We start from the raw sequence: 24,189 nt of genomic DNA on the forward strand, positions 1-24,189 counted from the left end.
TGAGAGTTTTGTGAAACAGTTTCTGCGATTCGTGATCTACGGGCTGCTGGCCCTTGTCGTGACAACGTGCGTTGCTATCTTCCTGATAGTAAAACTGGTGCTTGCGCCAGCGGCGGGCGAATGGAGCACCACGGTCGAGGCCGGCCCGCTGCGCATGGCGGTGGGCGTGCCGACGGCAGTGCGCCTGGCCACCTCGTCCTGGTTCGCGCCGCGGCTGGACGGGCACGCGTTCGACAGCCGGTTCGGCACCCTGCACTTCGCCTGGAAGGACGCGGCGGGCGTGTTCGAAGTGCGCTGCGCGCCCTGCAGCGCCGAGGTTGCCGCGCTCGGCGCGCAGCCGATCGTGTTCGAGGGCCTGGTCGCCACCGTGAAGCGGGACGGCAACACGCTGGCCGGCACCATCGAGGCCACGCCCCGCAGCGCCGACGCGGCCGCCATGCTCCAGGGCCAATGGGAAGGACACCTCCCGCCCAAGGGCAGGGGCCTGCAGCTCAGCGCCGACATCAAGGACGCACCGATTGCCCGCTGGTATGCCGTGCTCGCGCCCAACCTGCCCGAGCTGCAGCGCGCCCGCATCGGCGGCACGCTGGCGCTGCGCGGGCAGGTCATGCTGCCCGAGGCCACATTCACGGTGCAGCCCACAGTCAGCCAGTTCACCGTCGAGGGGCTGGGCACCGAAGCCATGCTCGGCGCGCGCACCAGCTGCGGCGCACCGTCGAAGCTGGCCAACGACAGCTGGCTGGCGCGCGCCGTCATCGCGGCCGAAGACCAGCGCTTCTTCACCCACGCCGGCTACGACCTGACGGAAATCGTCGCGTCCATCGACAACAACCAGAAGGAAGGCCAGCCCAAGCGCGGCGGCAGCACGCTGACGCAGCAGCTCGCCAAGATGCTGGTGACCGGCAGCGACCGCACGGCGGAACGCAAGCTGCGCGAGCTGCTCTACGCCGTCGAAATGGAACAGACGCTGGGCAAGGCGCGCATCCTGCAGCTCTACCTGGACAACGCGCCGTGGGGCGGCAACCTGTGCGGCGCCGAAGCCGCCGCCCGGCGCTATTTCAAGCGCTCCGCGCGCAGCCTGGAGCCCGCGCAGGCGGTCTGGCTCGCGTCCATGCTGCACAAGCCGCAGGCGGTGCTCGAGCAATGGCGGCGCGACGGGCAGATCGACCCGGACCGTACCAAATGGGTCGCCGAGAGCGTGCGCGGCATCAGCCGCAACCAGCGCGAGTCACTGCTCAAGAGCGTGGCGGCCGCCAGATTCACCGCACCGGAGGCTTTTCCATGAACGAGGTCGAAGCCATCGAGCGCGCCACCGTGGCCGCCGTTTCGCCGCTGGCCGTCGAAGAGCTCGACGGCTGGCTGCTGCCCTTCGACGATGGCACCGTCAAGCGCGCCAGGTCGGCCGTTCCGCTGCACCGCGAACCGGTCGCAGGCCGCACGATCGACCGCATCGAGGACCGCTACGACCGCCGCCAGTTCGTGCCCGCGTTCCGCCTGGCCGATGTGCCCTCTTTCGTGGCGCTGCAGTCCGAGCTGGAGCAGCGGCACTACGTCGGCGACTCGCCGACCTGCGTGCAGATCGGCTCCGCACGGCGCATGCGCGAGGTGGCGCCGGCCGGCGCCGCGCTGGCCGACGTCGACCTTGCGCCCGACGACGCCTGGGCCACCCTGTTCCTCGGCGAGGGCTTCGATCCCGTGGACGGCGCCCACCGCGTGCGGGCGCTGTCGCGCGCCCAGGGCTCGCTCTATGCCAGCGTGCGCGAGGGCCGCCGGACCGTCGCGGCGGGCGCCATGGCCTTCGGCCACGGGTGGGCCAGCGTGCACGGCATGCGAACCGAGCAGTCGCAGCGCGGCCGGGGCCTGGCCGGGCGCGTGCTGGCGGGCCTCGCGCGGGCCGCACTCGAGCGCGGCTTCGAGCGCGTGTTCCTGCAGGTCGACGCGCACAACATGGCCGCCCACGCGCTCTACCGGCGTGCCGGTTTCTCGACGCAGTGGCAGTACCGCTACTGGCAGCGCCAGCAGTGGCCGCGCTGAAGCCGCAGCAGCGCGCCGAGGCAGATTCCGCAATTCCTACCGGGTGGCGCGGTTGGGCGGTTAGTGCCACCATGGCTGCATGACGAATGCAAACCACCACGCCAACCACCCGACCGATCCCGTGGCCACGCCGCGCGGCATCGACCACATCGTGGCCGGTGTTTCCACCAGCGATGGCGACGGCGTCAAACTCACCCGCGTGCTGCAGCAGCCGCTGCAGAAAAGGCTCGACCCCTACCTGATGCTCGACGCCTTCGGCAGCGACAACCCGGGCGACTACATCGGCGGCTTTCCCAGCCATCCGCACCGCGGTTTCGAAACCGTGACCTACATGATCGCGGGCCGCATGCGGCACCGCGACAGCGCCGGCCACGAAGGGCTGCTGCAGAACGGCGGCGTGCAATGGATGACGGCCGGCCGCGGGCTCGTCCACAGCGAACTGCCCGAGCAGGAGGACGGCCTGATGGAAGGCTTCCAGCTCTGGCTCAACCTGCCCGCCAAGGACAAGATGCGCGAGCCCTGGTATCGCGACATCCAGAGCGAGGAGATTCCGGAATACACCACCGCGGCGGGCGTGCACGTGCGCGTGATCGCGGGGGCGAGCCACGGCATCGAGGGTGCGGTTCGGCGCGAGCACACCGAGCCGCTCTACCTCGACATCACCCTGCCGCCCGGCACCGAGTTCGCCCATCCCCTGCCGGACGACCACAACGCGCTCGTCTATGCATTCCGCGAGTCGGTGTGGATCGCGGGCAGCGAGGTGCCCACGCGCCGCATGGCCATTCTTGCGAACGATCCCGGCAGCGATGGCGTGGTGCTGCGCGCCGGGGCCACCAACCACAGCCCGGCGCGCGCATTGCTGATCGCCGGCAAGCCGCTGCACGAGCCGATCGCGCAGTACGGCCCGTTCGTGATGAACACGCAGGAGCAGCTCAGGCAGGCCATGGAGGACTTCCAGAGCGGCAAGTTCGGCGCTTGATGTAGTCGCAGGCCTACCGAAAATCGGCATCGCCCGCAGGTCACGGGCGCACGGATGGGGCATAGATTGGCCGCCATGCCCCACCGCACGATCAAAGCCCCCGAGGTCCGCAAGGGACAGGCACCCGAAACACTGAAGCGCGACCAGTTCCACGAGCGCTTCATGCAGCCGTTCCAGGACCCTGCCTTCCAGTCCGAAAAGGAGGCGCTGCAGCGCATCGAGCTCATCGCATGGGAGGCCTACGAACAGGGCCGCAAGGCGCCCGTCACGCGCAAGGCCGGACCCGGCCATGCCGACCCCGACTACGAACTTTCGGTCGACTGGCTCGAAGCCAGGGCGCGCATCAACGCTGCGCAGGCCGCCTGGGGCCAGGCGCAGACGAAGTCGCGCGTGCTGCTGGTCAACGGCTCGCCGCGCAACGACGGCACCTGCCCGGGGGAGATCTCCAAGAGCTGGCGGCTGCTGCAGCTCGCGCGCGAAGTGCTCGATGGCTGCGGCATTGACGTCGACGTGCTCGACCTGAGCCTGCTCGCCTCCGACTACGGGCGCCACATCCATCCCTGCAAGGGCTGCGTGTCCACCGCCATGCCGCTGTGCCACTGGCCCTGCAGCTGCTATCCCAACCATGCAATGCGCCAGACCGGCGACTGGATGAACGAGATCTACGAGCGCTGGGTGGCCGCGCACGGCGTGATCCTGTTCACGCCCACGCACTGGTATCAGTCCGCCAGTCCGCTCAAGCTCATGACCGACCGGCTGGTATGCGCCGACGGCGGCAACCCCGACCCCACCAGCACCCACGGCAAGAAGCCCGATGAAGCCAAGGCCCTCGAGCTCCAGGGCTGGGGCTATCCCAAGCACCTGGCGGGACGGGTCTACGGGCTGGTGGTGCACGGCGACGTGGCCGGCGCCGAGAGCGTGCGGCGCAACCTGTCGGACTGGCTCGACTGGATGGGCCTGGTCGACGCGGGCGCGCAGGCCCGGCTCGACCGCTACATCGGCTACTACGAGCCCTACGCAACCAGCCACGACAGCCTCGATGCCGATGAAGGCGTGCAGGAGGAAGTGCGCAACGTGGCCCGTGCCGTGGCACTGGCCGTGGGCGAACTGCGCGCGGGCAAGCTGCAGCGGCCCGATCGCGGATTGAAGCCGCCAAGGCCCAAGTAAGCCACGCCGCGGGCGCGAAGAGCCTGCGCGTTCATGATTCTTTACGCACGCTCACTTCCGGCTCACCTCGCCGATACAGAGGTCTTCCACACTTCGTCTCACCTGCTGCCCATTGGCGGCGGGCTTCTTCGAAAGGAAGCACTTCTCATGATCTCTCTTCGCCAACGCATCGTCTGGGCCAGCCTTCTGGGCTCGGCCGCCCTCGCCTCTTCGGGCGCCTTTGCACAACAGGCTCCGGCGGCATCCGGCACTTCGACTTCCACGCCCACCGCCGCCGTTGCGCAGGCCGAGGGCAGCGCAGCACCCAAGGCGCAGCACAAGCGCATGGACCCGGCACAGCGCATGGAGCGCATGCAGGAGCACCGCGCCCAGCGGCTTGCCGCGCTGAAGGAAAAGCTCAAGCTGAACGCCGGACAGGAAAGCGCGTGGAACACGTTCGCAGCGGCCAGCCAGCCGCCGGCCGGGGCCCGTGCGCAGCGCATGGACCGTGCGGAATTCGCCAAGCTCACCACGCCCGAGCGGCTGGAGCGCATGCAGGCCCGCCAGGCCGAGCGCAGCGCCAGGTTCGCCAAGCGCGCCGAAGCCACCAAAGCCTTCTATGCGGCGCTGACGCCCGAGCAGCAGAAGACCTTCGACGCGGAGACGGTGCACGTCGGCATGCATGGCCACCGCGGCCACCATGGTCACGGCGCCACTGACGGGCAACCCGCCAAGAGCTGACCATCATCAGGGCGCCGGAAGCGGCGCCCCCATGAAGAAAGCCCGCGATGCCTCGAGCACCGCGGGCTTTCTTCGTACATGGACGGCTATTGGGGCGTGCCGGTCCTTTCGATCGGGTTGGTGGGCACGTCCGGCCGCTCGCCGCGCTGGCCGAACTGGGGCTTGGGCTTGCGGGCCAGCTGGCTCACCTCGGCGCGCGACATCTCGCCGGTGGGTTGCGGCATCGCGTTCGGCTGCCCGTTCATGGTGGTGGTCGCCTCGCCCTTGGGCACCAGGTTGTTGGTGTTGTTGCGATTGTGGGCGCGCGCCTCGGCCTTCACGGCTTCGCGCGACACCGGCATGTTGGCGTCGGGGCGCTGCGGCGGGTTGGGCACGCCGGCAGGCGTCTGCGTGCTGGCCTGGCCGCCCACGGCCGGGTCCGGCTGGGCGGGTATCGATGTGGCTTGCGCCATGGCGGCACCGGCCGCGGCCATCAGGCCGGCCAGCGCCGTGGCGCGAAGGATTGCGTGCTTCATGGTGCGTTCCTTTGAAAGTGATGATGAATAAGACCGCTGGCTTGTTTCCCGCAGCCTGAAAACCACCGTAGGAGGCCCCCCATGCGCCCCGTGTCGGGGTGTGGCAGGCCTGCCTGTAGGAGCCGGCCGTCGCCTGGTGAAAGGCGGCAAAGAAGGTGGCGCGTTCCTACAGGCGCGCCGGGCGCGGCAACGTACAACCACAACACCGATGTCTTCCTCACCGATTCCACTTGCCGCCGCAGCGCCGACTTCGCTCAAGGTCATGACGGTGAACACCCACAAGGGCTTCACCGCGCTCAACCGCAAGTTCATCCTGCCGGAGCTGCGCGACGCAGTGCGCACGGTGGGAGCCGACGTGGTGTTCCTGCAGGAAGTGCTCGGCACCCATTCGCGCCACTCGCGCAAGGTCAACAACTGGCCCGAGGCGCCGCACTATGAGTTCCTGGCCGACACCATGTGGCCGCAGTTCGCCTACGGGCGCAACGCCGTGTACCCGAGGGGCCATCACGGCAACGCGGTGCTGTCCAAGTTTCCGATCGTGCATTTCCGCAACCACGACGTGTCGGTGGCCGGGCCCGAAAAGCGCGGCCTGCTCCATTGCGTGCTGCGGCTGCCGGGCCGCACGGTCGACGTCCATGCGATCTGCGCGCATCTCGGCCTGGCCGAGGCGCACCGGCAGCAGCAGCTGGAACTGCTGCTGCACATCGTGCGCGACGAGGTGCCGGCCGATGCGCCGCTGATCGTCGCGGGCGACTTCAACGACTGGCGCGGCCGTGCCCACCAGGTGCTGGAGGAAGGCGCCGCGCTGCGCGAGGTTTTCGTGCATGCGAACGGCTCGGCCGCCAAGACCTTTCCGGCGCGCTTTCCGCTGCTGCCGCTGGACCGCATCTATGTTCGCAACGCGGGCGTGCACGCGCCCGTGGTGCTGCCGCGCAAGCCCTGGTCGCACCTGTCGGACCACGCGCCGCTGGTGGCGAACATCGATCTTTGAAGCGGGCCCCACCCATGACCTGCGGTGAACGCCATGGATAACGTCGGCCGATGGGTGGGCGGCAACCGCATTGCGCTGCTCGAGAACGGCGAGGAGTTCTTCCCGCGCGTGTTCGATGCCATTCGGGAGGCGCAGCGCGAAGTCATCATCGAGACCTTCATCCTGTTCGAGGACAAGGTGGGCCTTGCGCTGCATGCCGCCATGCGCTCGGCGGCCCAGCGCGGCGTGAAGATCGACCTGATGGTCGACGGCTTTGGCTCGCCGGACCTGTCGCGCGAATTCATCGCGGAGTTGAGCGCCGTGGGCGTGCGGGTGCGGGTGTTCGATCCAGGGCAGCGCATCCTCGGCCAGCGGCTCAACGTGTTTCGGCGGATGCACCGCAAGATCGTGGTGGTCGATGGCGAACTCGCGTTCGTGGGCGGCATCAACTATTCGGCCGACCATCTGCTGGACTTCGGGCCCAAGGCCAAGCAGGACTACGCGGTGGAGCTGCGCGGGCCCGTCGTGGCGCAGATCCACCAGTTCGTGCTGCGCGCCATCGCGCTCGGCGACAAGGGGCCGCGCTGGTTCCGACGCCGGCTCAAGCAGGCGCCGCCCGTCGACCGGGAGCCTGTCGGCGATGTGGAGGCGGTGCTCATCACGCGCGACAACCGCCGCCACACCGGCGACGTCGAACGCGAATACCTGGCCGCGATCCGCGCCGCGCGCAAGCGCATCGTGATTGCCAACGCGTATTTCTTTCCCGGCTACAGGCTCATCAAGGAGTTGCGCCGTGCGGCCCGGCGCGGCGTGGATGTGCGGCTCATCCTGCAGGGCGAGCCCGACATGCCGATCGTCAAGACGGCCGCCACCATGCTCTACCACCACCTGCTGCATGCGGGCGTGCGCATCTACGAATACTGCGACCGCCCGCTGCATGCCAAGGTCGCGCTGATGGACGACGAGTGGAGCACGGTCGGCTCGAGCAATCTCGATCCGCTGAGCCTGTCGCTCAACCTGGAGGCCAACGTGTTCGCGCGCGGCAAGGCCTTCAACCAGCTGCTGTGGGAGCGCATGGACAAGCTGATGCGCGAGAGCTGCCAGCAGATCGGCGTGGCCGACCTGGAGACCGGATGGAGCGGCTGGCGGCTGGCGCGCAGCTTCTTCATCTTCCACTTCCTGCGCTGGTATCCGTCGTGGCTGGGCTGGCTGCCGCGGCAGGTGCCGCGCCTCACCCCGGCCGAGGCCACCGAGCTTGCCGAGAAGCGCGAAAAACGCGAAAAGCGCGAGGCTGCCGGCGACAACGGGGCCACGCCGACGGAAGCGGCATGAGCGCCCACCGGCCGTTCCGAAAGCGCATGGAGGCCGCCCAGTGACCACACGCACCGCGAGACTCGCGCGCCGGCCCTGGTGGCCCTGGCTGCGGCGCAGCGCGGTCTGGGCCTTCTTCGGCCTGATCGCCTGGCTGCTCGTGAGCCAGGCGCGTTCCATCGACTGGCAGGAGGTGTTCGACGCCATGCGCGCGCTGCCCGCGGCCACGCTGTGGCTGGCCGGCGCGCTGGCGGCCGGCAGCTTTGCCACCTACAGCACCTACGACCTGCTGGGCCGCCATCTCACGCGCCATCCGCTCGGCGCCCGCACCGTCATGGGCGTGACCTTCATCAGCTATGCCTTCAACCTCAACCTCGGTTCGCTGGTGGGCGGCGTGGCGTTCCGCTACCGGCTCTACTCGCGGCTGGGCCTTCCCAACGGCACCATCACGCGCGTGCTCGGCTTCAGCATGCTGACCAACTGGCTCGGCTACCTGGTGGTGGCCGGCCTGGCCTTCTGCTTCTGGCCACTGGCGCTGCCGGCCGAATGGAAGGTCGGCAATGGCGGGCTGCGCATCCTGGGCGCGGTGCTGCTGCTGCTGGCCGCGGGCTACTTCGTGCTGTGCGCCCTGGCCAGCGGGCACGTGTTCCGGCTGCGCCACTATCCGTTCAAGGTGCCCTCTCTTCGGATGGCCTGGCTGCAGCTGGCCATGTCGTGCCTGAACTGGGCGCTGATCGGCAGCGTGATCTGGGTCCTGCTGCAGGGCGCGGTGGCCTACCACACGGTGCTCGCGGTGCTGCTGGTGGCCGCCGTGGCCGGCGTGGTCACGCACGTGCCGGCGGGCCTGGGCGTACTGGAGGCGGTGTTCCTTGCCCTGCTCTCGCATGAGGTGGCGCAAGGCCGGCTGCTGGGCGTGCTGCTGGTCTACCGCGGTCTCTACTATCTGTTGCCGCTGGGCGTGGCCACGGTGGCCTACTTCGTCACCGAACTGCGCGCGCGGCGCTGGCGGCATACCGCGCCGTTGAAGCGCTAGAAGTGATAGGTGTAGCGCAGCCGGACAAAGTTTTCGCCCGGGTTGGGTTTCTTGATGCCGGCGTTCGAAAAATGCTGCAGCCGCAATGTCAGTTCATGCTTGCCGTTCTCGCCGAAGCTGCGTCCCACGCCCAGCACCTCGGTGAACTGGAACGCGGTGCTGAAGGTCCGGTCGGGCGTCCTGTAGAGGTGGTCCATCACCGTGCCGCCGACGCCGCCTTCGGCAAACCATGGCGAACTGCCGCTGTCGAAGCGGTAGCGCCAGGTGTAGATCGCGCCGATCTGGGTGTAGTTGCGCGAACCGCTGCCCAGGGCCGGCGCATGCCAATGGCTCGCGAACAGGTCCCAGTACGAAGTGAGCGCCCCTTCGTGCACCGGCTGGCGCGGCGACCACGGCAGCGTCACGCCCACCGTGGCCGACTCGGTGCCGCCCTTGTCGCCATGCGGCGCATGGCCGCCCTCGAAATAAAAGCCGCGCGCGCTGTCTTCGAACGCATGAGCCGGTGCGCCCAGCAGGCTCAGGACGCCTGCGAACACGGCGGCCCCGAGGGACGCGGACCTGTGTGCTTTCATGATGTGGTTGTTATCTGCAAATAATGAAAGGAAAGAAAAGAAATAATTACTTTCCGCTGCGGTCCGCGCCTTGGGTCGAGGCTATTGCCATGTCGGAAAGTAGGACTTGTTCAACAGAAATGCGGAGTCGATTTTGTTGCGGTGCAGCAATTGCTGCGCCTCGCGTCTATAGTGGGGCTCATCCGTCCTCCTAGATCGCCCATGCCATCCCTTACCTCCGTCGCTCGCCTGTCCAACCCGCTGATGCTGTGGGTCGACGTGGCCCTCAAGACCCAGGAGATGCTGCTGTCCTCCGGGTCCGTGATCCAGATGCGCACCGGGCGCATGGCCAAGGCGGGGCTCGCGCCCAGCGCGGCCGATCTCGCGGAGTTTCAACTCATGGGAAATGAAAAACTCGCCGCCGCGGGTGAATCGGGGGCCGCCATGGTCAGGCAATGGCACAGCAGCCATGTCTCGCTGGCGAACCGCGCGCTGCAGCAATGGCTTCTGAGTGCCGGGGCCTTTCTGTCAATGGCCGGCAGCGTCACCCCCGCGCAGGCTGCGGAGCGCAGCGACGCCTTCGTGCAAGCCACGGCCCGGGCGGCGGGCACGGCCAGCCGGCTTTCGGGCGCGGCGGTGCGCATTGCGCGCGAAGGGCTGAAGCCGATCCACGCTGCAGCCACCTCGAACGCCCGGCGGCTGGCCGCCGAACTGCGCGGCTGAGCGCGCCGGCGCGTTCAGCCGCGCGCCATCACCAGCGTCAACAACGTGATCTCGGACGGCGCGCCAAAGCGCTTGGGCGGCCCCCAGTAGCCGGTGCCGCGGCTCACGTAGACCCACATGTCGTGCAGCCGGTGCAGGCCGGCGGTGAAGGGCTGCTGCATCGGCACGAACAGGTTCCACGGAAAGAACTGGCCGCCGTGCGTGTGGCCCGACAGCTGCAACTGGTAGCCGGCCTGGGCCGCCAGCGTCGCGCTGCGCGGCTGGTGCGCAAGCAGCACCCGCGTGTGCACCAGCGGCGGCGCATCGAACAGCGCCAGGTGCGGGTCGCTGGCGTGCGCGGCGTCGAAGTGGCCGGCGGTGTAGTCGGTCACGCCCGCCAGCACCAGCTGGCTCTCGAACAGCTCTTCGTCGTTCTGGGCGCCCCGCACGTTGCGCGTCTGCAGCACCACGTGCTCATTGAGCAGCACCTTCAGGCCCAGCCTGCGCAGCTCGTCGATCCATGCATGTGCGCCCGCGTAGTACTCGTGATTGCCGGTGACGACGAAGGTGCCGTGGCGCGCGCGCAGGCCGGCCAGCGGCGCAATGTGCTCGCGCAGCTCGGCCACGCTGCCGTCCACCAGGTCGCCGGTGATCGCGATGGCATCGGCGCCGAGCCGGTTCACCGCGTCGACGATGCGCTGGATGTAGGCGCTCCTGATCGTCGGACCGACGTGGATGTCGCTGAGCTGCGCAATCGTGAAGCCCTCGAGCGCCGCGGGCAGCCCGCGGATCGGAACCTCGACGCGCTTCACGTCCGCGGTGCGGCGGGCATTGAGGAAGCCGACCATCGACACCAGCGTGGCCAGCACCAGCACGGCCATCGCGCTCCAGGGCAGCACGACATGCCAGGGCACCGGTGCGCCGAACAGCACGCTCGCGAGCCAGGCGAGCAGCAACCCCGCGTCGCGCAGCAGCGTCGACACGAACAGCGAGGAGAACCAGCCCATGCTGATCAGGCCCGTCCACTGGAGCAGTTCGCCCGTCGAGGCCTTGCGTCCGGCGCGGCGCGAGACAAAAGGCAGCGGGATCGTCAAGGCCGAGATGGCGAGCGCGGCCAGCGCGAGCGGCCAGGCCGGCGTGAGCATGGCCAGCGCTGGCAGCAGGCGCAGCGCAATGTAGGCATGCAGGAGCGCGGTAAGCACGCTCAGGGAACGTATCGGCATGGGGGCAATGGGAACGGGCATGGCCCGGGACACGGCATCTGCAAGGCGCATGCCGCGCATTCAAGGCGGTCTCCGGCCAGCGCCCCGCTATTTTTTCTATAGCGCCGGGCAGCCGGATAGCGTGCGCTGCGATCGACGTGAGCGGCAAAGCCCCCGTTCCGGCACGCCGCCGCCGGGCCGGTGCTCGCCGATCACTGCACCGCGCGCGTGCCGGCAGAAGCCATATCGGTGCCCGCCGGCCACACGAATGCCACCCGAGCGGGCGTGCCGGGCCTGATCTGCAGCATCTGTTTGAGCGTGTTTCCGCGCAAGCGAGCCTCCACTTCATAGGTGCCCGGGTCGAGCCGCGCCACCATGAACGGACCGGCCGACTCCACGTTGTCGAGCAGCGCCGTGCCGTGGCTGTCGCGCACGGTCACGCGCACGTCGGAGGCGAACTCGGCGCCCTTGTGGTCCTTGATCGCGAATTCGAAGGTGGCCGGCCAGCGCGGCGCCACCGTCTCCATCAGCTTGGCCTCGTCGCTGCCGATGCCGCCGCTCATGTATTCGATGCCGTGCGTCATGCGGATCGGCGGGTTGAACGTTGCGTGCGCCGAAGAGGAAAGCGCCGCGAGAAGAACGGCGCCGCACAGCATGGCGGCCGCCAGGGGCCGCGTCTGCGATGAAATCCGGGCGATCATGGTCTGGTCCTTTCTTGCTTGCCAGTCTGCGTGGCCGGGGAAAGCCACGGCGCCACTGTGCGGCGCACGGCTTAGGCAAGGCTTAACGGAAAGGGCCGGACCCGGCCGGGGCCGGGAAAGAAGACAGAGGGGAAGCTCAGCGCGCCGCCGAGGTCTGCGCGAGTGCCTGCGGCATCGGCGGCATCACCGAGGCCATGTCGAAGTTCGACGGCCACATGAACACCGCCCGGGCCGGCACGCCCGCAATCACCGTCAGCGTCTGCGTCATCGTGAGGCCGCCGAGCGTCACGTTCACGTCGTAGGCGCCCGGATCCAGCCGCGCAAGCATGTACGGCCCGTGCGACTGCGCTTCCATCACGGGGCGGCCCGTGTACTTCTCGCGCACCTGGACCGCCGCGCGCACCGGGAAATTGCCGCGCTGCGCGCTGTCGTTGATGCCGAACTCGATGGTGGCTGCCCAGCGCGGCGAGACCATCTGCATGAAGGCCGCCTCGGCCTTGTTCGTGCCGCCGCACATGTATTCGACGCCCTGCGCCATCTGGATGGGCGGGTTCGAGAACGCATGGGCCGATGTCATCGTCCCGAAGAATGCTGCTGTGCCGCCCAGTACCAATGCAGCCACCGGCTGCCGCAGACGCATAAGGTTCATTGCTTCGAGTCCTCGATCATGGGGTGACGTGAAATCCGTCGAGGATTTTGCTTAGCAAGAGTCGGGCTAGATATAGCGTTTACGAGGAAGGATCCTCGGGGAAGTACTGAACGCTATTGTTTTAATAGCTGATGACAGACGTGTGACGGGCGTCGGCGCCCTTTCGGGGGTTCTTCTCTATGAAAACCCTGAGAGTGCCGCGCTGTGGGCCCGATTCGACGCGGTGCACGTCCTCGGCGCCTACAGAGGTGCACCGAACCGCTCGCTATGAAGAAAGTTCGTACAGAAAAGGAGCTTCAAATGACCATCGGATCCAGGATCAAAGCCATGCGAAGAATGGACGCGCAGCGGCGCGGCTTCCCCGGCGAGCACCTTGCCGTGCTTGGTGCCGGCCTCCTGCTGCTCTTGACCGCGGGGCGCAGCCATTCGCTACCGCGACGCCTGCTGGCGGGCGCCGCCGGCGGTGCGCTGGTCGGCCGTGCGGCCAGCGGGACCGGCGGCCTGGCACGCGTCGCACGCATGGTGCAGGGTGGCCGGGGCGGCAGGAGCACGGTTCGCGTGCACCGGTCGATCTGATGAGCCGGGCCGGCCGGCAAGGCGGCGCTGCCCCGTTTCGAGCGGGCAGGCCGGCTTTCAATAGGAGCCCGGCGGCGGCGTGTGCTTGACTCGCCGCGCGGAGGTCATGCAGATGAACTGGGCGCGCGCTGCGCCGAGCCGCGCGCGGCAGGCGCCCACCAGGCCGCCGACGGCGGATTTGGCGGCGTCCGCATGGGGCGACTCGCTCGGATAGGAGGGAGACATTCCGCACTTGCGCATCAGCCGGTTCACTTGGTGAATGCGGGCCACCTTGCGCGTCGCCGCGGTGTAGAAAGTCACGCCGATGGAGATCGACAGGCGATCGCCAGGGGCGGCAGTCCGGTCGACCGTGGATCTCGTCATATGAGGCGAGGTGCTCGGGAAATAGACGGCATCCCCGGGCTGCGCATCGAATTCCAACCCGCGCGGCAAGAACGCTTCGTCGAAGCGCACTTTCCCGAGCGATTGCGTGACGATGAAATCCTCCACCGCATCCGCCGGCACGATGCTGCGATCGCGGTGGTCCCAGACGTTGAGGATCTTGTGGCCATGCAACTGCAGCCAGAAGTTGTTCTCGCGATCGATGTGAAAGGGCGTGACGGAAGGCGGGGCGGAGAAGAAAACGAATCCGTTCACCCTGAAGATGTCCGGTTGCTCGCGTTCGACGAGGGCGCGCATCGAATTCACCACCGACATCAGCAGGGCCTGATAGCGCGGGATCACTTCAATGTTGTAGAAGGCCACCGACGAGCCCGGCTCCTCCACGCGCTTGAAGAATTCCGCAATGCTGCGCCCGTCGGGCGGCCGGCTGTCGTGCGCGAGCCTGGACGCGACCGTCCTGTCCGGGTTCATGAACCTGCATTGGTCCAGCTTCGAGAGTTCCATCCCGAGCTTCACGAGTTCAGGCACCTGAAACAGCGGATGCTCGTGGAAGCTGTGGTGCATCGGCGTGATCCTCTGGGTAGAGAAGCCGGCGGGATCGTCCGTCCACACCCGATACGTCGTTTCCGAAGCCACGACGGAATTCATGCTGGTGACGCACATCGCACCCTCCAGATCGCTTTTGGGCGCCTTTCCTCAAACAAGGCCAAGGCAAGGTCCGCGAGCAGAAGTAATACTTTAGAACTCAACTCTGAGAGTTTCTGCTGACTTTTGCCTGACAAAACAGGGCTTATTGGTGAAAGTACCAATGGGCGACAAAGGGCTGTCGAGACGACTCGGCGCGGCGGGTTGGTGGGTCTTATGGCTCGAAAAAAAAGCGCCCAGCAATGCTGGCCGCTCCTTTTTTCGTTTCACCGACCGGGTCGGGAATTTTCAGCCATCAGACGTCGATATTCGCCGCCCGCAGTGCGTTCTGCTCGATGAATTCGCGCCGCGGCTCCACCTCGTCGCCCATCAGCATCGTGAACACGCGGTCGGCTTCGATGGCATCGTCGATCTGCACGCGCAGCAGACGGCGCACGGTCGGGTCCATGGTGGTTTCCCACAGCTGCGCGGGGTTCATTTCGCCCAGGCCCTTGTAGCGCTGACGCGAGGTGGCGTTCTCGGCTTGGCCGATGAGCCACTTCATCGCGATGCGGAAGTCGGCCACCTTTTCTTCCTTGGCGCGCTCGCCTTCGCCGCGGCGGACGATGGCGCCCTCGCTGCTCAGGAGATTGCGGAAGGTGTTGGCGGCTTCGGCGAGCGCGGCGTAGTCGGCGCCGTGCACGAAGTCCTGCGTCAGCACGCTGCTCTTGATGTTGCCGTGGTGGCGGCGGCTGATGCGCAAGAGCGGCTTGTCGGTGCGGGCGTCGAACTCGCTGCTCACCTCGGCCGGCACGCCGGTGGTGTTGAGCTCGCGCAGCTTGGCCTGCAGCGCCACGGCCGAGGCTTCGGCCGCGGGCGTGGTGTCGAGGTCGAGCGCCACGCCGTCGGCAATGGCGCGCAGGGCCTCGGCATCCATGAAGTTGCGCAACCGCGCGATCACGGCTTCGGCCAGCTGGTGCTTGCGCGCGAGCTCGGCCAGCGTGTCGCCGGAGAGGGTGGTCGAGTTGGGGCCACCGGTCTCGATGCTCGCGTCCTTCAGCGCCACCTTGAGCAGGAAGGCGTCCAGCGCGGGGCCGTCCTTCAGGTACTGCTCTTCCTTGCCGACCTTCACCTTGTACAGCGGCGGCTGCGCGATGTAGATGTGGCCGCGCTCCACCAGCTCCGGCATCTGCCGGTAGAAGAAGGTGAGCAGCAGCGTGCGGATGTGGGCGCCGTCAACGTCGGCGTCGGTCATGATGATGATGCGGTGGTAGCGCAGCTTGGCGACGTTGAAGTCGTCCGCCCCGCCGCCCGCGCTGGTGGCGCCGGCACGGCCGATGCCGGTGCCCAGGGCCGTGATCATCGTGAGGATTTCGTTGCTGGTGAGCAGCTTCTCGTAGCGCGCCTTCTCCACGTTCAGGATCTTGCCGCGCAGCGGCAGGATGGCCTGGAACTTCCGGTCGCGGCCCTGCTTGGCGGAGCCGCCGGCGGAGTCGCCCTCCACCAGATAGACCTCGCACAGCGCGGGGTCCTTCTCCTGGCAGTCGGCCAGCTTGCCGGGCAGGCCCATGCCGTCGAGCACGCCCTTGCGGCGCGTCATTTCGCGGGCCTTGCGCGCAGCCTCGCGGGCGCGGGCGGCCTCGACGATCTTGCCGCAGATGATCTTGGCGTCGTTCGGGCGCTCCTGCAGGTAGTCGGTCAAGAGGCGGCCGACGATGTCTTCCACCGGCGCGCGCACTTCGCTGGACACCAGCTTGTCCTTGGTCTGGCTCGAGAACTTGGGCTCAGGCACCTTCACGCTCAGCACGCAGCACAGGCCTTCGCGCATGTCGTCGCCGGTGACTTCGACCTTGGCCTTCTTGGCGAACTCGTTTTCTTCGATGTACTTGTTGATGACGCGGGTCATCGCGGCGCGCAGGCCCGTGAGGTGGGTGCCGCCGTCACGCTGCGGGATGTTGTTGGTGAAGCACAGCACCTGCTCGTTGTAGCCGCTGTTCCACTGCATCGCCACTTCGACGCCGATGTGCGTGCCCGGGATGCCGCCGTAGGTGTCGGCCGGCTTTTCGCCAGCGGCATAGAACGAGTTCGGATGCAGGACGGTCTTGCCCTTGTTGATGAACTCCACGAAGCCGCGTACGCCACCGGTGCCCGAGAAGTCGTCTTCCTTGCCGGTGCGTTCGTCGAGCAGCCGGATGCGCACGCCGTTGTTCAGGAAGCTCAGCTCGCGCAGGCGCTTGCTCAGGATCTCGTAATGGAAATCGGCGTTTTCCTTGAAGATCTCGGTGTCTGGCAGGAAGTGCACCTCGGTGCCGCGCTTGTCGGTGTCACCGATGACCTTCATCGGCGACACCTCGACGCCGTTCACGGTTTCGAGCAGGCGGTTCTGCACGAAGCCGCGGCTGAATTCGAGTTCGTGGATCTTGCCCTCGCGGCGCACGATGAGGCGCAGCTTCACGCTCAGCGCGTTCACGCAACTCACGCCCACGCCGTGCAGGCCGCCCGACACCTTGTAGCTGTTCTGGTTGAATTTGCCGCCCGCGTGCAGTTCGGTGAGCGCGATTTCGGCGGCCGAGCGCTTGGGCTCATGCTTGTCGTCCATCTTCACGCCGGTGGGAATGCCGCGGCCGTTGTCGGTGACGGAGATCGAGTTGTCGCTGTGGATGGTGACGACGATGTCGTCGCAATGCCCGGCCAGCGCCTCGTCGATGGAGTTGTCGACCACCTCGAACACCAGGTGGTGCAGGCCCGTGCCGTCGGAGGTGTCGCCGATGTACATGCCGGGGCGCTTGCGCACCGCCTCGAGCCCTTCGAGGATCGTGATCGAGCCTTCGCCGTAGCTGGTGTCGGCGGGCGTGATCTCGATCGGTACCGCACTCTCGATTTCGGGCGTGTAGACCGGCTCGGTGTGGGGTACTTCGGGCTTGTTCTCTTCTGCACTCATTCGGATATTCCTCTATCTCTCACGGCATTCACGGGATTTCTCGGGCTCTCGGAGCCGGTTTTTCCTGCCTCTTGAAAGCGCAAACCCGCGGAGGGCCGCGGGCTGTCTGCGCAAGGCGCTGTGTTTTCTGGCTTCTAGATTCGCATCGGCATCACGACGTACTTGAAGGATGCGTTCTCGGGGATGGTCAAGAGGGCCGAGCTGTTGGAGTCGGCCAGGTCCAGCTTCACCATGTCCTGGTCCATGTTGGACAGCGCGTCGATCAGGTAGGTCACGTTGAAGCCGATCTCGATGGCGTCGCCGCCGTAGTCGATGTCGAGTTCGTCCTGCGCCTCTTCCTGCTCGGCGTTGTTCGACGCAATGCGCAGCGTGCCGGGCTCGATGTTCAGGCGCACGCCCTTGAACTTCTCGCTCGTCAGGATGGCGGTGCGCTGCAGGCTGGCCAGAAGCGGCGCGCGGCCGAGCGTGACGCTGTTCTTGTGGTTCTTGGGAATCACGCGGTTGTAGTCGGGGAACTTGCCCTCGACCAGCTTGGTGACGAACTCCATGCCGCCGAAGCTGAACTTGGCCTGGTTGTTCGCAAACTGCATCTCGATGGCGCCTTCGGCGTCCGACAGCAGGCGCTGCATCTCGAGCACGGTCTTGCGCGGAAGAATGACTTCCTGGCGCGGCACTTCGACGTCGAGCGTGGCCGACGAGAACGCCAGGCGGTGGCCGTCGGTGGCCACCAGGCTCAGCTGCTTGCCTTCGGCCACGAACAGGATGCCGTTCAGGTAGTAGCGGATGTCGTGCACGGCCATGGCAAAGGAAACCTGCGAGAGCAGGTCCTTCAGCGTCTTTTGCGGCACGCTGAAGACCGGGCCGAAGTTGGCGGCTTCCTGCACCAGCGGAAAGTCCTCGGCCGGCAGCGACTGCAGCGTGAAGCGGCTCTTGCCGCCCTTGAGCACCAGCTTGCTCGCGCTCGATTCGAGACTCACGGTCTGGTCGGCCGGCATGGTGCGCAGGATGTCGATCAGCTTGCGCGCGCCGATGGTGGTGGTGAAGTTGCCTTCATCGCCGCCGAGCTCGGCCGTGGTGCGGATCTGGATCTCGAGGTCGCTGGTGGTCAGCTGCAGCTGGCCGCCGGTCTTGCGGATCAGCACGTTGGCCAGGATCGGCAGCGTGTGGCGCCGCTCCACGATGCCAGCCACCGACTGCAGCGCGGCGAGGACCTTGTCTTGGGTAGCCTTCAAAACGATCATGTCTTCTTCCTCTTCTCTTATCTCTTTGAATCCGCCATTGAGACGCCATTCTCCGCTGTTGCGAGGGGCATGCCTGATGACATCCGGGATCAGCCCTTGAGCGTCTGCTCGAGCACGTGCAGCTGCTGGTTGAGTTCGGTGAGCTGCTGGCGCTCGCCCGAGATCTTGCGCACCGCGTGCAGCACCGTGGTGTGATCGCGCCCGCCGAACAGCTCGCCGATTTCGGGCAGGCTCTTCTGCGTGAGCTCCTTGGCCAGGTACATCGCGATCTGCCGCGGCCGCGCAATGCTGGCCGGGCGCTTCTTGCTGTACATGTCGGCGACCTTGATCTTGTAGTAGTCGGCCACCGTCTTCTGGATATTTTCGACCGAGATCTGCCGATTCTGGATCGACAGCAGGTCGCGCAGCGCCTCGCGCGCCAGGGCGATCGAGATCTCCTTCTGGTTGAAGCGCGAATACGCCAGGATCTTGCGCAGCGCGCCTTCGAGCTCGCGCACGTTGGAGCGCACGTTCTTGGCCACGAAGAAGGCCACTTCCTCCGGCATTTCGGCCGATTCGGCGCGCGCCTTGTTGATCAGGATGGCCACGCGCATTTCGAGCTCGGGCGGCTCGATCGCCACCGTCAGGCCCGAATCGAAGCGCGAGACCAGCCGCTCGTGGATGTCGGCCAGGCCCTTGGGATAGGTGTCGCTGGTCATCACGATGTGCGACTTCTTGGCCAGGAGGGCCTCGAACGCATTGAAGAATTCTTCCTGCGTGCGGTCCTTGTTGGCAAAGAATTGCACATCGTCGATCAGCAGCAGGTCGAGCGAGTGGTAGCGCTCCTTGAACTCGTCGAAAGTCTTGCGCTGATAGGCTTTGACCACATCCGAGACGAACTGCTCGGCATGGATGTAGAGAACTTTGGAATCCGGGCGGTCGGCCAGCAGCCGGTTGCCCACCGCGTGCATCAGGTGGGTCTTGCCCAGGCCGACGCCGCCGTAGATGAACAGCGGGTTGTACAGGTGGCCCGGCATGCCGGCCACGTGCATGGCGGCGGCGCGCGCCATGCGGTTGGCCGTGCCCTCCACCAGGGTGTCGAAAGTGAGGCCCGAATTCAGCCGGTTCTTGAAGCCGGCGTTGGCGGGCTCCTCGCCCGGGCCGGCCACGTCGCGCGGCACGTCGGTTTCGGCCAGCACGGCAACCGGGGCAGAACGCACGGGCGCTTCTCGCGGAGCAAGCGCTAACTCAACAGCTACCGGCTGGCCGTACATCTTCTCGGCCATGGCGGCGATCTTGCCGGCGTACTGGGCCCGGATCCAGTCGAGCTTGAAGCGGTTGGCAACGAACACCGTCATGCGCGAAAGGTCGTCCGCGACCTGCGCTGTCAGGGGCTTGATCCAGGTGTTGAACTGCTGCTCGGACAGCTCTTGCGCGAGCTGGTCGACGCAGGCTTGCCAGAGGCTTTCGCCGATGCCGTCAGTGGACATGGGCGCTTGAAAAAATGGTGAGACCCTCGGGCATTTTTTGGTATATGTATTGTGGATATTCTCTGCTGAAGGCGCTCGGCATTCTAACTTGTCAAAACCTTATCCACACGCTGCCGGCGGCGGCGAAAGGCCCGCAAATCCAGTCGAAGATTGTTGAGGGGCCGAATGTTTGCGATAATTGCGGGTTTCCCTGAAAACCTCATTGCGTCTTTCGGGGGCCAATCCGAAACACGCTCTCCGGCGCCCGCGGCTTTTTCGCCTGCGGAAACAGGGAATCAGGAACCATCATGAAACGCACATACCAAGCATCCAAAGTCCGCCGCGCCCGTACCCACGGCTTTCTGGTCCGCATGAAGACCCGCGGCGGCCGTGCCGTCATCAACGCACGCCGCGCCAAGGGCCGCAAGCGCCTGGCCGTCTGACGGCAGCCCGCCTGCCGTTGCCAGCAGCCGAACCGCCAGCGCCAGCTCCTGCAGCCAGCGCTTCCGGCCCGACCCGTAACGGCGGACTCGGCTCGGTTTCCATGCAGCGGCTCAAGACCCGCGCGCAATTCCAGGCCGTCCTCGCAGGTGCCACCGTGGCGCGCACTGCTCATTTCGCATTGCATCGCTGTGCGCTCGATCTTTCGTCGAGCGCACAGCCGCTGTTCGCGTCCGACGATGTCTGGCTGGGCGCCATGGTGCCCAAGCGCTGGGCGCGCCGCGCGGTCACGCGCAACGCCATCAAGCGCCAGATCTACACCGTGAGCGCCGCGCCCGACGCCGGCCTGCCGCGTGCTGCGCACGTGGTGCGTCTGCGCGCGGGTTTCGACCGCAAGGAATTCGTGAGCGCCTCTTCGGACAAGCTCAAGGGTGCCGTTCGGGCTGAACTCCAGCAGTTGCTGGCGCGCGCAGCGCGTGCGCCGGTGCCTCCGGCCTCGCCCTCTTCTCCCTCCTCCTCATGAAACGCCTGCTGATCGGCCTCGTGAAGGGCTATCGCCTGCTGCTGAGCCCCTGGCTTGGCCAGTCGTGCCGCTTCACGCCGACTTGCTCCGTGTATTCGATCGAGGCGCTGGAAGTGCACGGTGCGCTCAAGGGCAGCTATCTCACGCTGCACCGCATCGCGCGCTGCCAGCCCTGGTGCCAGGGCGGGCACGATCCGGTTCCACCGGCATCACAGTGTCGTACTGACAAGTCAGGCTCACTGTTTTCGTCTCTCCTCTCCTCCGACAAGAAGTCTTCGTCATGAACGATATCCGCCGCACGATCCTGTGGGTGATTTTTGGTTTCTCGCTGGTGCTGCTGTGGGACCAATGGCAGGTCTTCAACGGCAACAAGCCGACCTTCCTGCCCTCGAGCAAGCCGGCCGCCGTGGCCTCCGCCCCGGCGGGCGCCGCCGCACCCGCTGCCAGCAATGGCGTGCCCAGCGCGTCCGCCGCCAGCGGCAGCGCGGGCGCCGTGCCCACGCAGGCCGCCGCGGCCGCGCCGCGCGAGCAGGTCAACGTGACCACCGACCTGTTCAAGGCCGTGATCGACAGCGAAGGCGCCACGGTCAACTACCTCGAACTGCTCAAGTACGACGAGGCCGACCGCACCAAGCACGTGGTGCTGTTCGAGAACACCTCGCCGGCCACCCGCTACGTGGCGCAGACCGGCCTGCTGAACCCCGTCGATTCGGGCGAGCGCTTCCCCAACCACCTGACGCCGATGGCGCCCAAGGCGGGTCCGCGCGAAATGGCCGAAGGCCAGAACACGCTGGAGGTGAGCTTCGAAAGCGCGCCGGTCGGCGGCCTGAAATACGTCAAGACCTACGTCTTCAAGCGCGGCGACTACGCCATCGGCGTGCGCCACGAAGTCGTCAACGTGAGCGACCAGCCGCGCGATGCGCAGCTCTACATGCAGCTGCTGCGCCACGGCACCGTGGCCGCCGGCACCATGTTCGGCACCAACACCTTCACCGGCCCGGCCGCCTACACCAACGAGAAGAAGTTCCACAAGCTCGACTTCAAGGACATTGCCAAGGGCAAGATCGAGCCGCCGCCGCCTGCCAACGACGGCTGGATCGCCATGGTGCAGCATTACTTCGCGTCGGCCTGGCTGCTCAAGGGCGACCCGGCCAGCGAACAGCTGCGCCGCGAATTCCGCGTGAAGGACCTGGGCGACAACCTCTTCACTGTCGCCATGGTGGCGACGCTGCCGAAGATCGCTCCGGGTGCCACGCAGGTCGTGAACAGCGCGCTGTTCGCCGGTCCCGAGGAAGAAAAGAAGCTCGAAGCCATCGCCCCCGGCCTGGACCTGGTCAAGGACTACGGCATCTTCGCGATCATCTCCAAGCCGCTGTACTGGCTGCTCACGCAGCTGCACGGCATCCTGGGCAACTGGGGCTGGGCCATCGTGGCGTTGGTGGTGCTGCTGAAGGCGGCCTTCTACTGGCTCAATGCCAAGGCCTACGCGAGCATGGCCAAGATGAAGGCCATCAACCCCAAGATCATGGAAATGCGTGAGCGGCTGAAGGACAAGCCGCAGGAAATGCAGCAGGAAATGATGCGGATCTACAAGACCGAGAAGGTCAATCCGATGGGCGGCTGCTTCCCGATCGTGATCCAGATCCCGGTGTTCATCGCGCTGTACTGGGTGCTGCTGTCGTCGGTCGAAATGCGCCACGCGCCGTGGATCGGCTGGATCACCGACCTGTCGGCACCGGACCCCTGGTATATCCTGCCGATCGTGATGACGCTCACCTCGCTGTTCCAGACCTGGCTCAACCCGACGCCGCCCGATCCGATGCAGGCCAAGCTGATGTGGATCATGCCGCTCGCGTTCAGCGTGATGTTCATCTTCTTCCCGGCCGGCCTGGTGCTGTACTGGATCACCAACAACGTGCTGTCGATCGCGCAGCAGTGGTTCATCAACAAACGGTTGGGCGTGCTGGGCACCAAGTAGCCGGCCCGCGTTCCGAGCCATCCCCGAAGGGCCGCGTCAGCGGCCCTTTTTGCTGAAAGAATCCGCACCATGCTCGCCCGCACCACCGATCCCATCGTCGCCATCGCCACCGCCTCGGGGCGCGGAGCGGTGGGCATCGTGCGGGTGTCGGGCGCCCGGCTCGCGCCGCTGGTCGACGCGCTCTGCGGCCGGCCGCTGAAGCCGCGCGAAGCCACCTACCTTCCCTTCCGCGATGCGGCCGGCGAACCGGTCGACCACGGCCTGGCCATCCACTTTCCCTCGCCCCATTCGTTCACGGGCGAAGACGTGCTCGAACTGCAGGCCCATGGCGGAACGGTCGTGCTGCAGCTGCTGCTGGCGCGCTGCCTGGAGGCCGCTGCCGAGGCCGATCCGGCCACCGGGCGGCCGCGCCTGCCCGGCCTGCGCGTGGCCGAGCCGGGCGAGTTCAGCCAGCGCGCCTTTCTCAACGGCAAGATCGACCTCGCTCAGGCCGAAGCCATTGCCGACCTGATCGACGCCAGCACCGAGGCGGCCGCGCGCAGCGCGGGGCGTTCGCTGTCGGGCGCCTTTTCGCGCGAGATCCACGCGCTGCGCGATGCGCTGATCCACCTGCGCATGCTGGTGGAAGCGACGCTCGACTTTCCGGAAGAGGAAATCGACTTTCTCCAAAAGGCCGATGCGGCCGGGCAGCTGGCGAAGCTGCAGGCGCAGCTCGCGGCCGTGCAGCAGCGCGCAAGACAAGGCGCGCTGCTGCGCGAAGGCATCAAGGTGGTCATTGCGGGCCAGCCCAATGCGGGCAAGAGCTCGCTGCTCAACGCCCTGGCGGGCGCCGAGCTGGCCATCGTGAGCGCGGTGGCGGGCACGACGCGCGACGTGGTGTCCGAGACCATCCAGATCCACGGGGTGCCGCTGCATGTGGTGGACACGGCCGGCCTGCGCGAAAGCAGCGACGAGGTCGAACAGATCGGCGTGGCCCGCGCCTGGGGCCAGATCGAGGGCGCCGATGCCGTGCTGTTCCTGCACGACCTGACGCGTGCCGGCCAGCCCGACTACGCAGCCGCCGACGCCGAGATCCTGCGCGGGCTGCAACAGAAGCTGCCCGCGAGCGTGCCGGTGCTCGATGTCTGGAACAAGCAGGATGCCGCGCCAGTGCCGGATGCGGCGGGCGCGGCCCAAGGCATCGCCCTGTCCGCCAAGACCGGCGTCGGCATCGAGGCGCTGCGAGAACAGCTGCTGGCCATGGCCGGCTGGCAGGCGGTGCCCGAGGGCGTCTACCTGGCGCGGGCGCGCCATGTGCAGGCGCTGGGCCAGGTCGAGATCCACCTGGCGCTGGCCGCGGACCATCTGGCGGCGCAGGCGCAACTGCTCGACCTGCTGGCCGAGGAGTTGCGCCTCGCGCAGAACGCACTGAATGAAATCACCGGCGAGTTCGGCGCCGACGACCTGCTCGGGGTCATCTTTTCTCGCTTCTGTATCGGCAAATAGAGACAGCCCGTCCGAAA

General features: G+C 66.9%; 24 protein-coding genes. 15 read left to right on the top strand and 9 right to left on the bottom strand.

Features of this window, described 5'->3' with window-relative positions; translation table 11 throughout:
* Positions 1-10: 10 nt before the first annotated feature.
* The 5 genes from IB278_RS18840 (at position 11) to IB278_RS18860 (ending at position 4,900) form a co-directional block, all read left to right on the top strand.
* A complete protein-coding gene (locus IB278_RS18840; RefSeq protein ID WP_192324806.1) occupies positions 11-1,285 on the top strand; it encodes a biosynthetic peptidoglycan transglycosylase in 1,275 nt (424 codons plus the stop codon).
* On the top strand, positions 1,282-2,034 hold the full coding sequence (locus tag IB278_RS18845) for a GNAT family N-acetyltransferase (RefSeq protein WP_192324808.1): 753 nt from the start codon (positions 1,282-1,284) through the stop codon (positions 2,032-2,034). Before IB278_RS18840 ends, IB278_RS18845 begins: the two co-directional genes overlap by 4 nt.
* 79 nt (positions 2,035-2,113) lie before the next feature.
* A complete protein-coding gene (locus tag IB278_RS18850) occupies positions 2,114-3,013 on the top strand; it encodes a pirin family protein (protein ID WP_145738909.1) in 900 nt (299 codons plus the stop codon).
* Positions 3,014-3,088: 75 nt separating this feature from the next.
* On the top strand, positions 3,089-4,180 hold the full coding sequence (locus tag IB278_RS18855) for a flavodoxin family protein (protein WP_145738911.1): 1,092 nt from the start codon (positions 3,089-3,091) through the stop codon (positions 4,178-4,180).
* 147 nt (positions 4,181-4,327) lie between these two features.
* Positions 4,328-4,900 carry a Spy/CpxP family protein refolding chaperone gene (locus IB278_RS18860; RefSeq protein WP_192324810.1) on the top strand — a complete coding sequence of 191 codons (573 nt, stop codon included), beginning with the start codon at positions 4,328-4,330 and terminating at the stop codon, positions 4,898-4,900.
* An 86-nt stretch (positions 4,901-4,986) separates the two neighbouring features.
* On the opposite strand, the gene IB278_RS18865 is transcribed toward IB278_RS18860, so the two are convergent.
* Positions 4,987-5,415, bottom strand: a complete 429-nt coding sequence (locus tag IB278_RS18865) for a serine/threonine protein kinase (RefSeq protein ID WP_192324812.1) — start codon at positions 5,413-5,415, stop codon at positions 4,987-4,989.
* 208 nt (positions 5,416-5,623) lie between these two features.
* On the opposite strand from IB278_RS18865, the gene IB278_RS18870 reads away from it, so the two are divergent.
* Genes IB278_RS18870 through IB278_RS18880 form a run of 3 tightly spaced genes read left to right on the top strand, consistent with a single transcriptional unit; the run spans position 5,624 to position 8,729 of the window.
* Entirely contained in the window at positions 5,624-6,406 is a 783-nt protein-coding gene (locus IB278_RS18870) for an endonuclease/exonuclease/phosphatase family protein (RefSeq protein WP_018903409.1), read from the top strand.
* Between the two features lie 33 nt (positions 6,407-6,439).
* A complete protein-coding gene (clsB, locus tag IB278_RS18875; protein ID WP_145738916.1) occupies positions 6,440-7,717 on the top strand; it encodes a cardiolipin synthase ClsB in 1,278 nt (425 codons plus the stop codon).
* Between the two features lie 40 nt (positions 7,718-7,757).
* On the top strand, positions 7,758-8,729 hold the full coding sequence (locus tag IB278_RS18880; protein WP_145738918.1) for a lysylphosphatidylglycerol synthase domain-containing protein: 972 nt from the start codon (positions 7,758-7,760) through the stop codon (positions 8,727-8,729).
* On the opposite strand, the gene IB278_RS18885 is transcribed toward IB278_RS18880, so the two are convergent.
* Positions 8,726-9,301 carry an acyloxyacyl hydrolase gene (locus tag IB278_RS18885; protein ID WP_145738919.1) on the bottom strand — a complete coding sequence of 192 codons (576 nt, stop codon included), beginning with the start codon at positions 9,299-9,301 and terminating at the stop codon, positions 8,726-8,728. The two genes, IB278_RS18880 and IB278_RS18885, sit on opposite strands and share 4 nt — an antisense overlap.
* Before the next feature lie 201 nt (positions 9,302-9,502).
* On the opposite strand from IB278_RS18885, the gene IB278_RS18890 reads away from it, so the two are divergent.
* On the top strand, positions 9,503-10,003 hold the full coding sequence (locus tag IB278_RS18890; RefSeq protein ID WP_145738921.1) for a polyhydroxyalkanoate granule-associated phasin: 501 nt from the start codon (positions 9,503-9,505) through the stop codon (positions 10,001-10,003).
* A gap of 14 nt (positions 10,004-10,017) precedes the next feature.
* On the opposite strand, the gene IB278_RS18895 is transcribed toward IB278_RS18890, so the two are convergent.
* The 3 genes from IB278_RS18895 to IB278_RS18905 form a co-directional block, all read right to left on the bottom strand.
* Positions 10,018-11,265: a metallophosphoesterase gene (locus tag IB278_RS18895; RefSeq protein ID WP_192324814.1), complete on the bottom strand. Its 1,248-nt coding sequence runs from the start codon at positions 11,263-11,265 to the stop codon at positions 10,018-10,020.
* 131 nt (positions 11,266-11,396) lie between these two features.
* Positions 11,397-11,885, bottom strand: a complete 489-nt coding sequence (locus IB278_RS18900; protein WP_192324816.1) for a hypothetical protein — start codon at positions 11,883-11,885, stop codon at positions 11,397-11,399.
* 136 nt (positions 11,886-12,021) lie between these two features.
* Positions 12,022-12,534 (bottom strand): hypothetical protein, encoded by a 513-nt coding sequence (locus IB278_RS18905; protein ID WP_145738925.1) that lies wholly within the window; start codon positions 12,532-12,534, stop codon positions 12,022-12,024.
* Positions 12,535-12,861: 327 nt separating this feature from the next.
* Between IB278_RS18905 and IB278_RS18910 the strand changes: the two genes are divergently transcribed.
* Positions 12,862-13,110 (top strand): hypothetical protein, encoded by a 249-nt coding sequence (locus IB278_RS18910; RefSeq protein ID WP_309933522.1) that lies wholly within the window; start codon positions 12,862-12,864, stop codon positions 13,108-13,110.
* 57 nt (positions 13,111-13,167) lie between these two features.
* Here IB278_RS18910 and IB278_RS18915 read toward each other — a convergent pair whose 3' ends face one another.
* The 4 genes from IB278_RS18915 to dnaA all read right to left on the bottom strand — a co-directional run bounded on the left by IB278_RS18915 (position 13,168) and on the right by dnaA (position 19,766).
* On the bottom strand, positions 13,168-14,154 hold the full coding sequence (locus tag IB278_RS18915; RefSeq protein WP_192324820.1) for a JmjC domain-containing protein: 987 nt from the start codon (positions 14,152-14,154) through the stop codon (positions 13,168-13,170).
* Positions 14,155-14,431: 277 nt separating this feature from the next.
* Complete coding sequence (gyrB, locus tag IB278_RS18920; RefSeq protein ID WP_145738931.1) at positions 14,432-17,056, bottom strand: DNA topoisomerase (ATP-hydrolyzing) subunit B; 2,625 nt, start codon at positions 17,054-17,056, stop codon at positions 14,432-14,434.
* Between the two features lie 134 nt (positions 17,057-17,190).
* Positions 17,191-18,297 carry a DNA polymerase III subunit beta gene (dnaN, locus tag IB278_RS18925; protein ID WP_012745167.1) on the bottom strand — a complete coding sequence of 369 codons (1,107 nt, stop codon included), beginning with the start codon at positions 18,295-18,297 and terminating at the stop codon, positions 17,191-17,193.
* A gap of 89 nt (positions 18,298-18,386) precedes the next feature.
* Complete coding sequence (gene dnaA, locus IB278_RS18930) at positions 18,387-19,766, bottom strand: chromosomal replication initiator protein DnaA (RefSeq protein WP_012745166.1); 1,380 nt, start codon at positions 19,764-19,766, stop codon at positions 18,387-18,389.
* Positions 19,767-20,053: 287 nt separating this feature from the next.
* Between dnaA and rpmH the strand changes: the two genes are divergently transcribed.
* The 5 genes from rpmH (at position 20,054) to mnmE (ending at position 24,172) form a co-directional block, all read left to right on the top strand.
* A complete protein-coding gene (gene rpmH / locus IB278_RS18935) occupies positions 20,054-20,188 on the top strand; it encodes a 50S ribosomal protein L34 (protein ID WP_007834827.1) in 135 nt (44 codons plus the stop codon).
* Positions 20,189-20,289: 101 nt separating this feature from the next.
* Positions 20,290-20,709, top strand: a complete 420-nt coding sequence (locus IB278_RS18940; RefSeq protein WP_145738933.1) for a ribonuclease P protein component — start codon at positions 20,290-20,292, stop codon at positions 20,707-20,709.
* Positions 20,706-20,993, top strand: coding sequence for a membrane protein insertion efficiency factor YidD (gene yidD, locus IB278_RS18945; RefSeq protein WP_015868039.1), 288 nt, complete (start codon positions 20,706-20,708; stop codon positions 20,991-20,993). Before IB278_RS18940 ends, yidD begins: the two co-directional genes overlap by 4 nt.
* Positions 20,990-22,687: a membrane protein insertase YidC gene (gene yidC, locus IB278_RS18950; RefSeq protein ID WP_145738935.1), complete on the top strand. Its 1,698-nt coding sequence runs from the start codon at positions 20,990-20,992 to the stop codon at positions 22,685-22,687. Before yidD ends, yidC begins: the two co-directional genes overlap by 4 nt.
* A 69-nt stretch (positions 22,688-22,756) precedes the next feature.
* Positions 22,757-24,172, top strand: coding sequence for a tRNA uridine-5-carboxymethylaminomethyl(34) synthesis GTPase MnmE (mnmE, locus tag IB278_RS18955; RefSeq protein WP_145738937.1), 1,416 nt, complete (start codon positions 22,757-22,759; stop codon positions 24,170-24,172).
* Positions 24,173-24,189: the final 17 nt, after the last annotated feature.

Source organism: Variovorax sp. VRV01 (genome assembly GCF_014852545.1).
Classification (GTDB): domain Bacteria; phylum Pseudomonadota; class Gammaproteobacteria; order Burkholderiales; family Burkholderiaceae_C; genus Variovorax; species Variovorax beijingensis_A.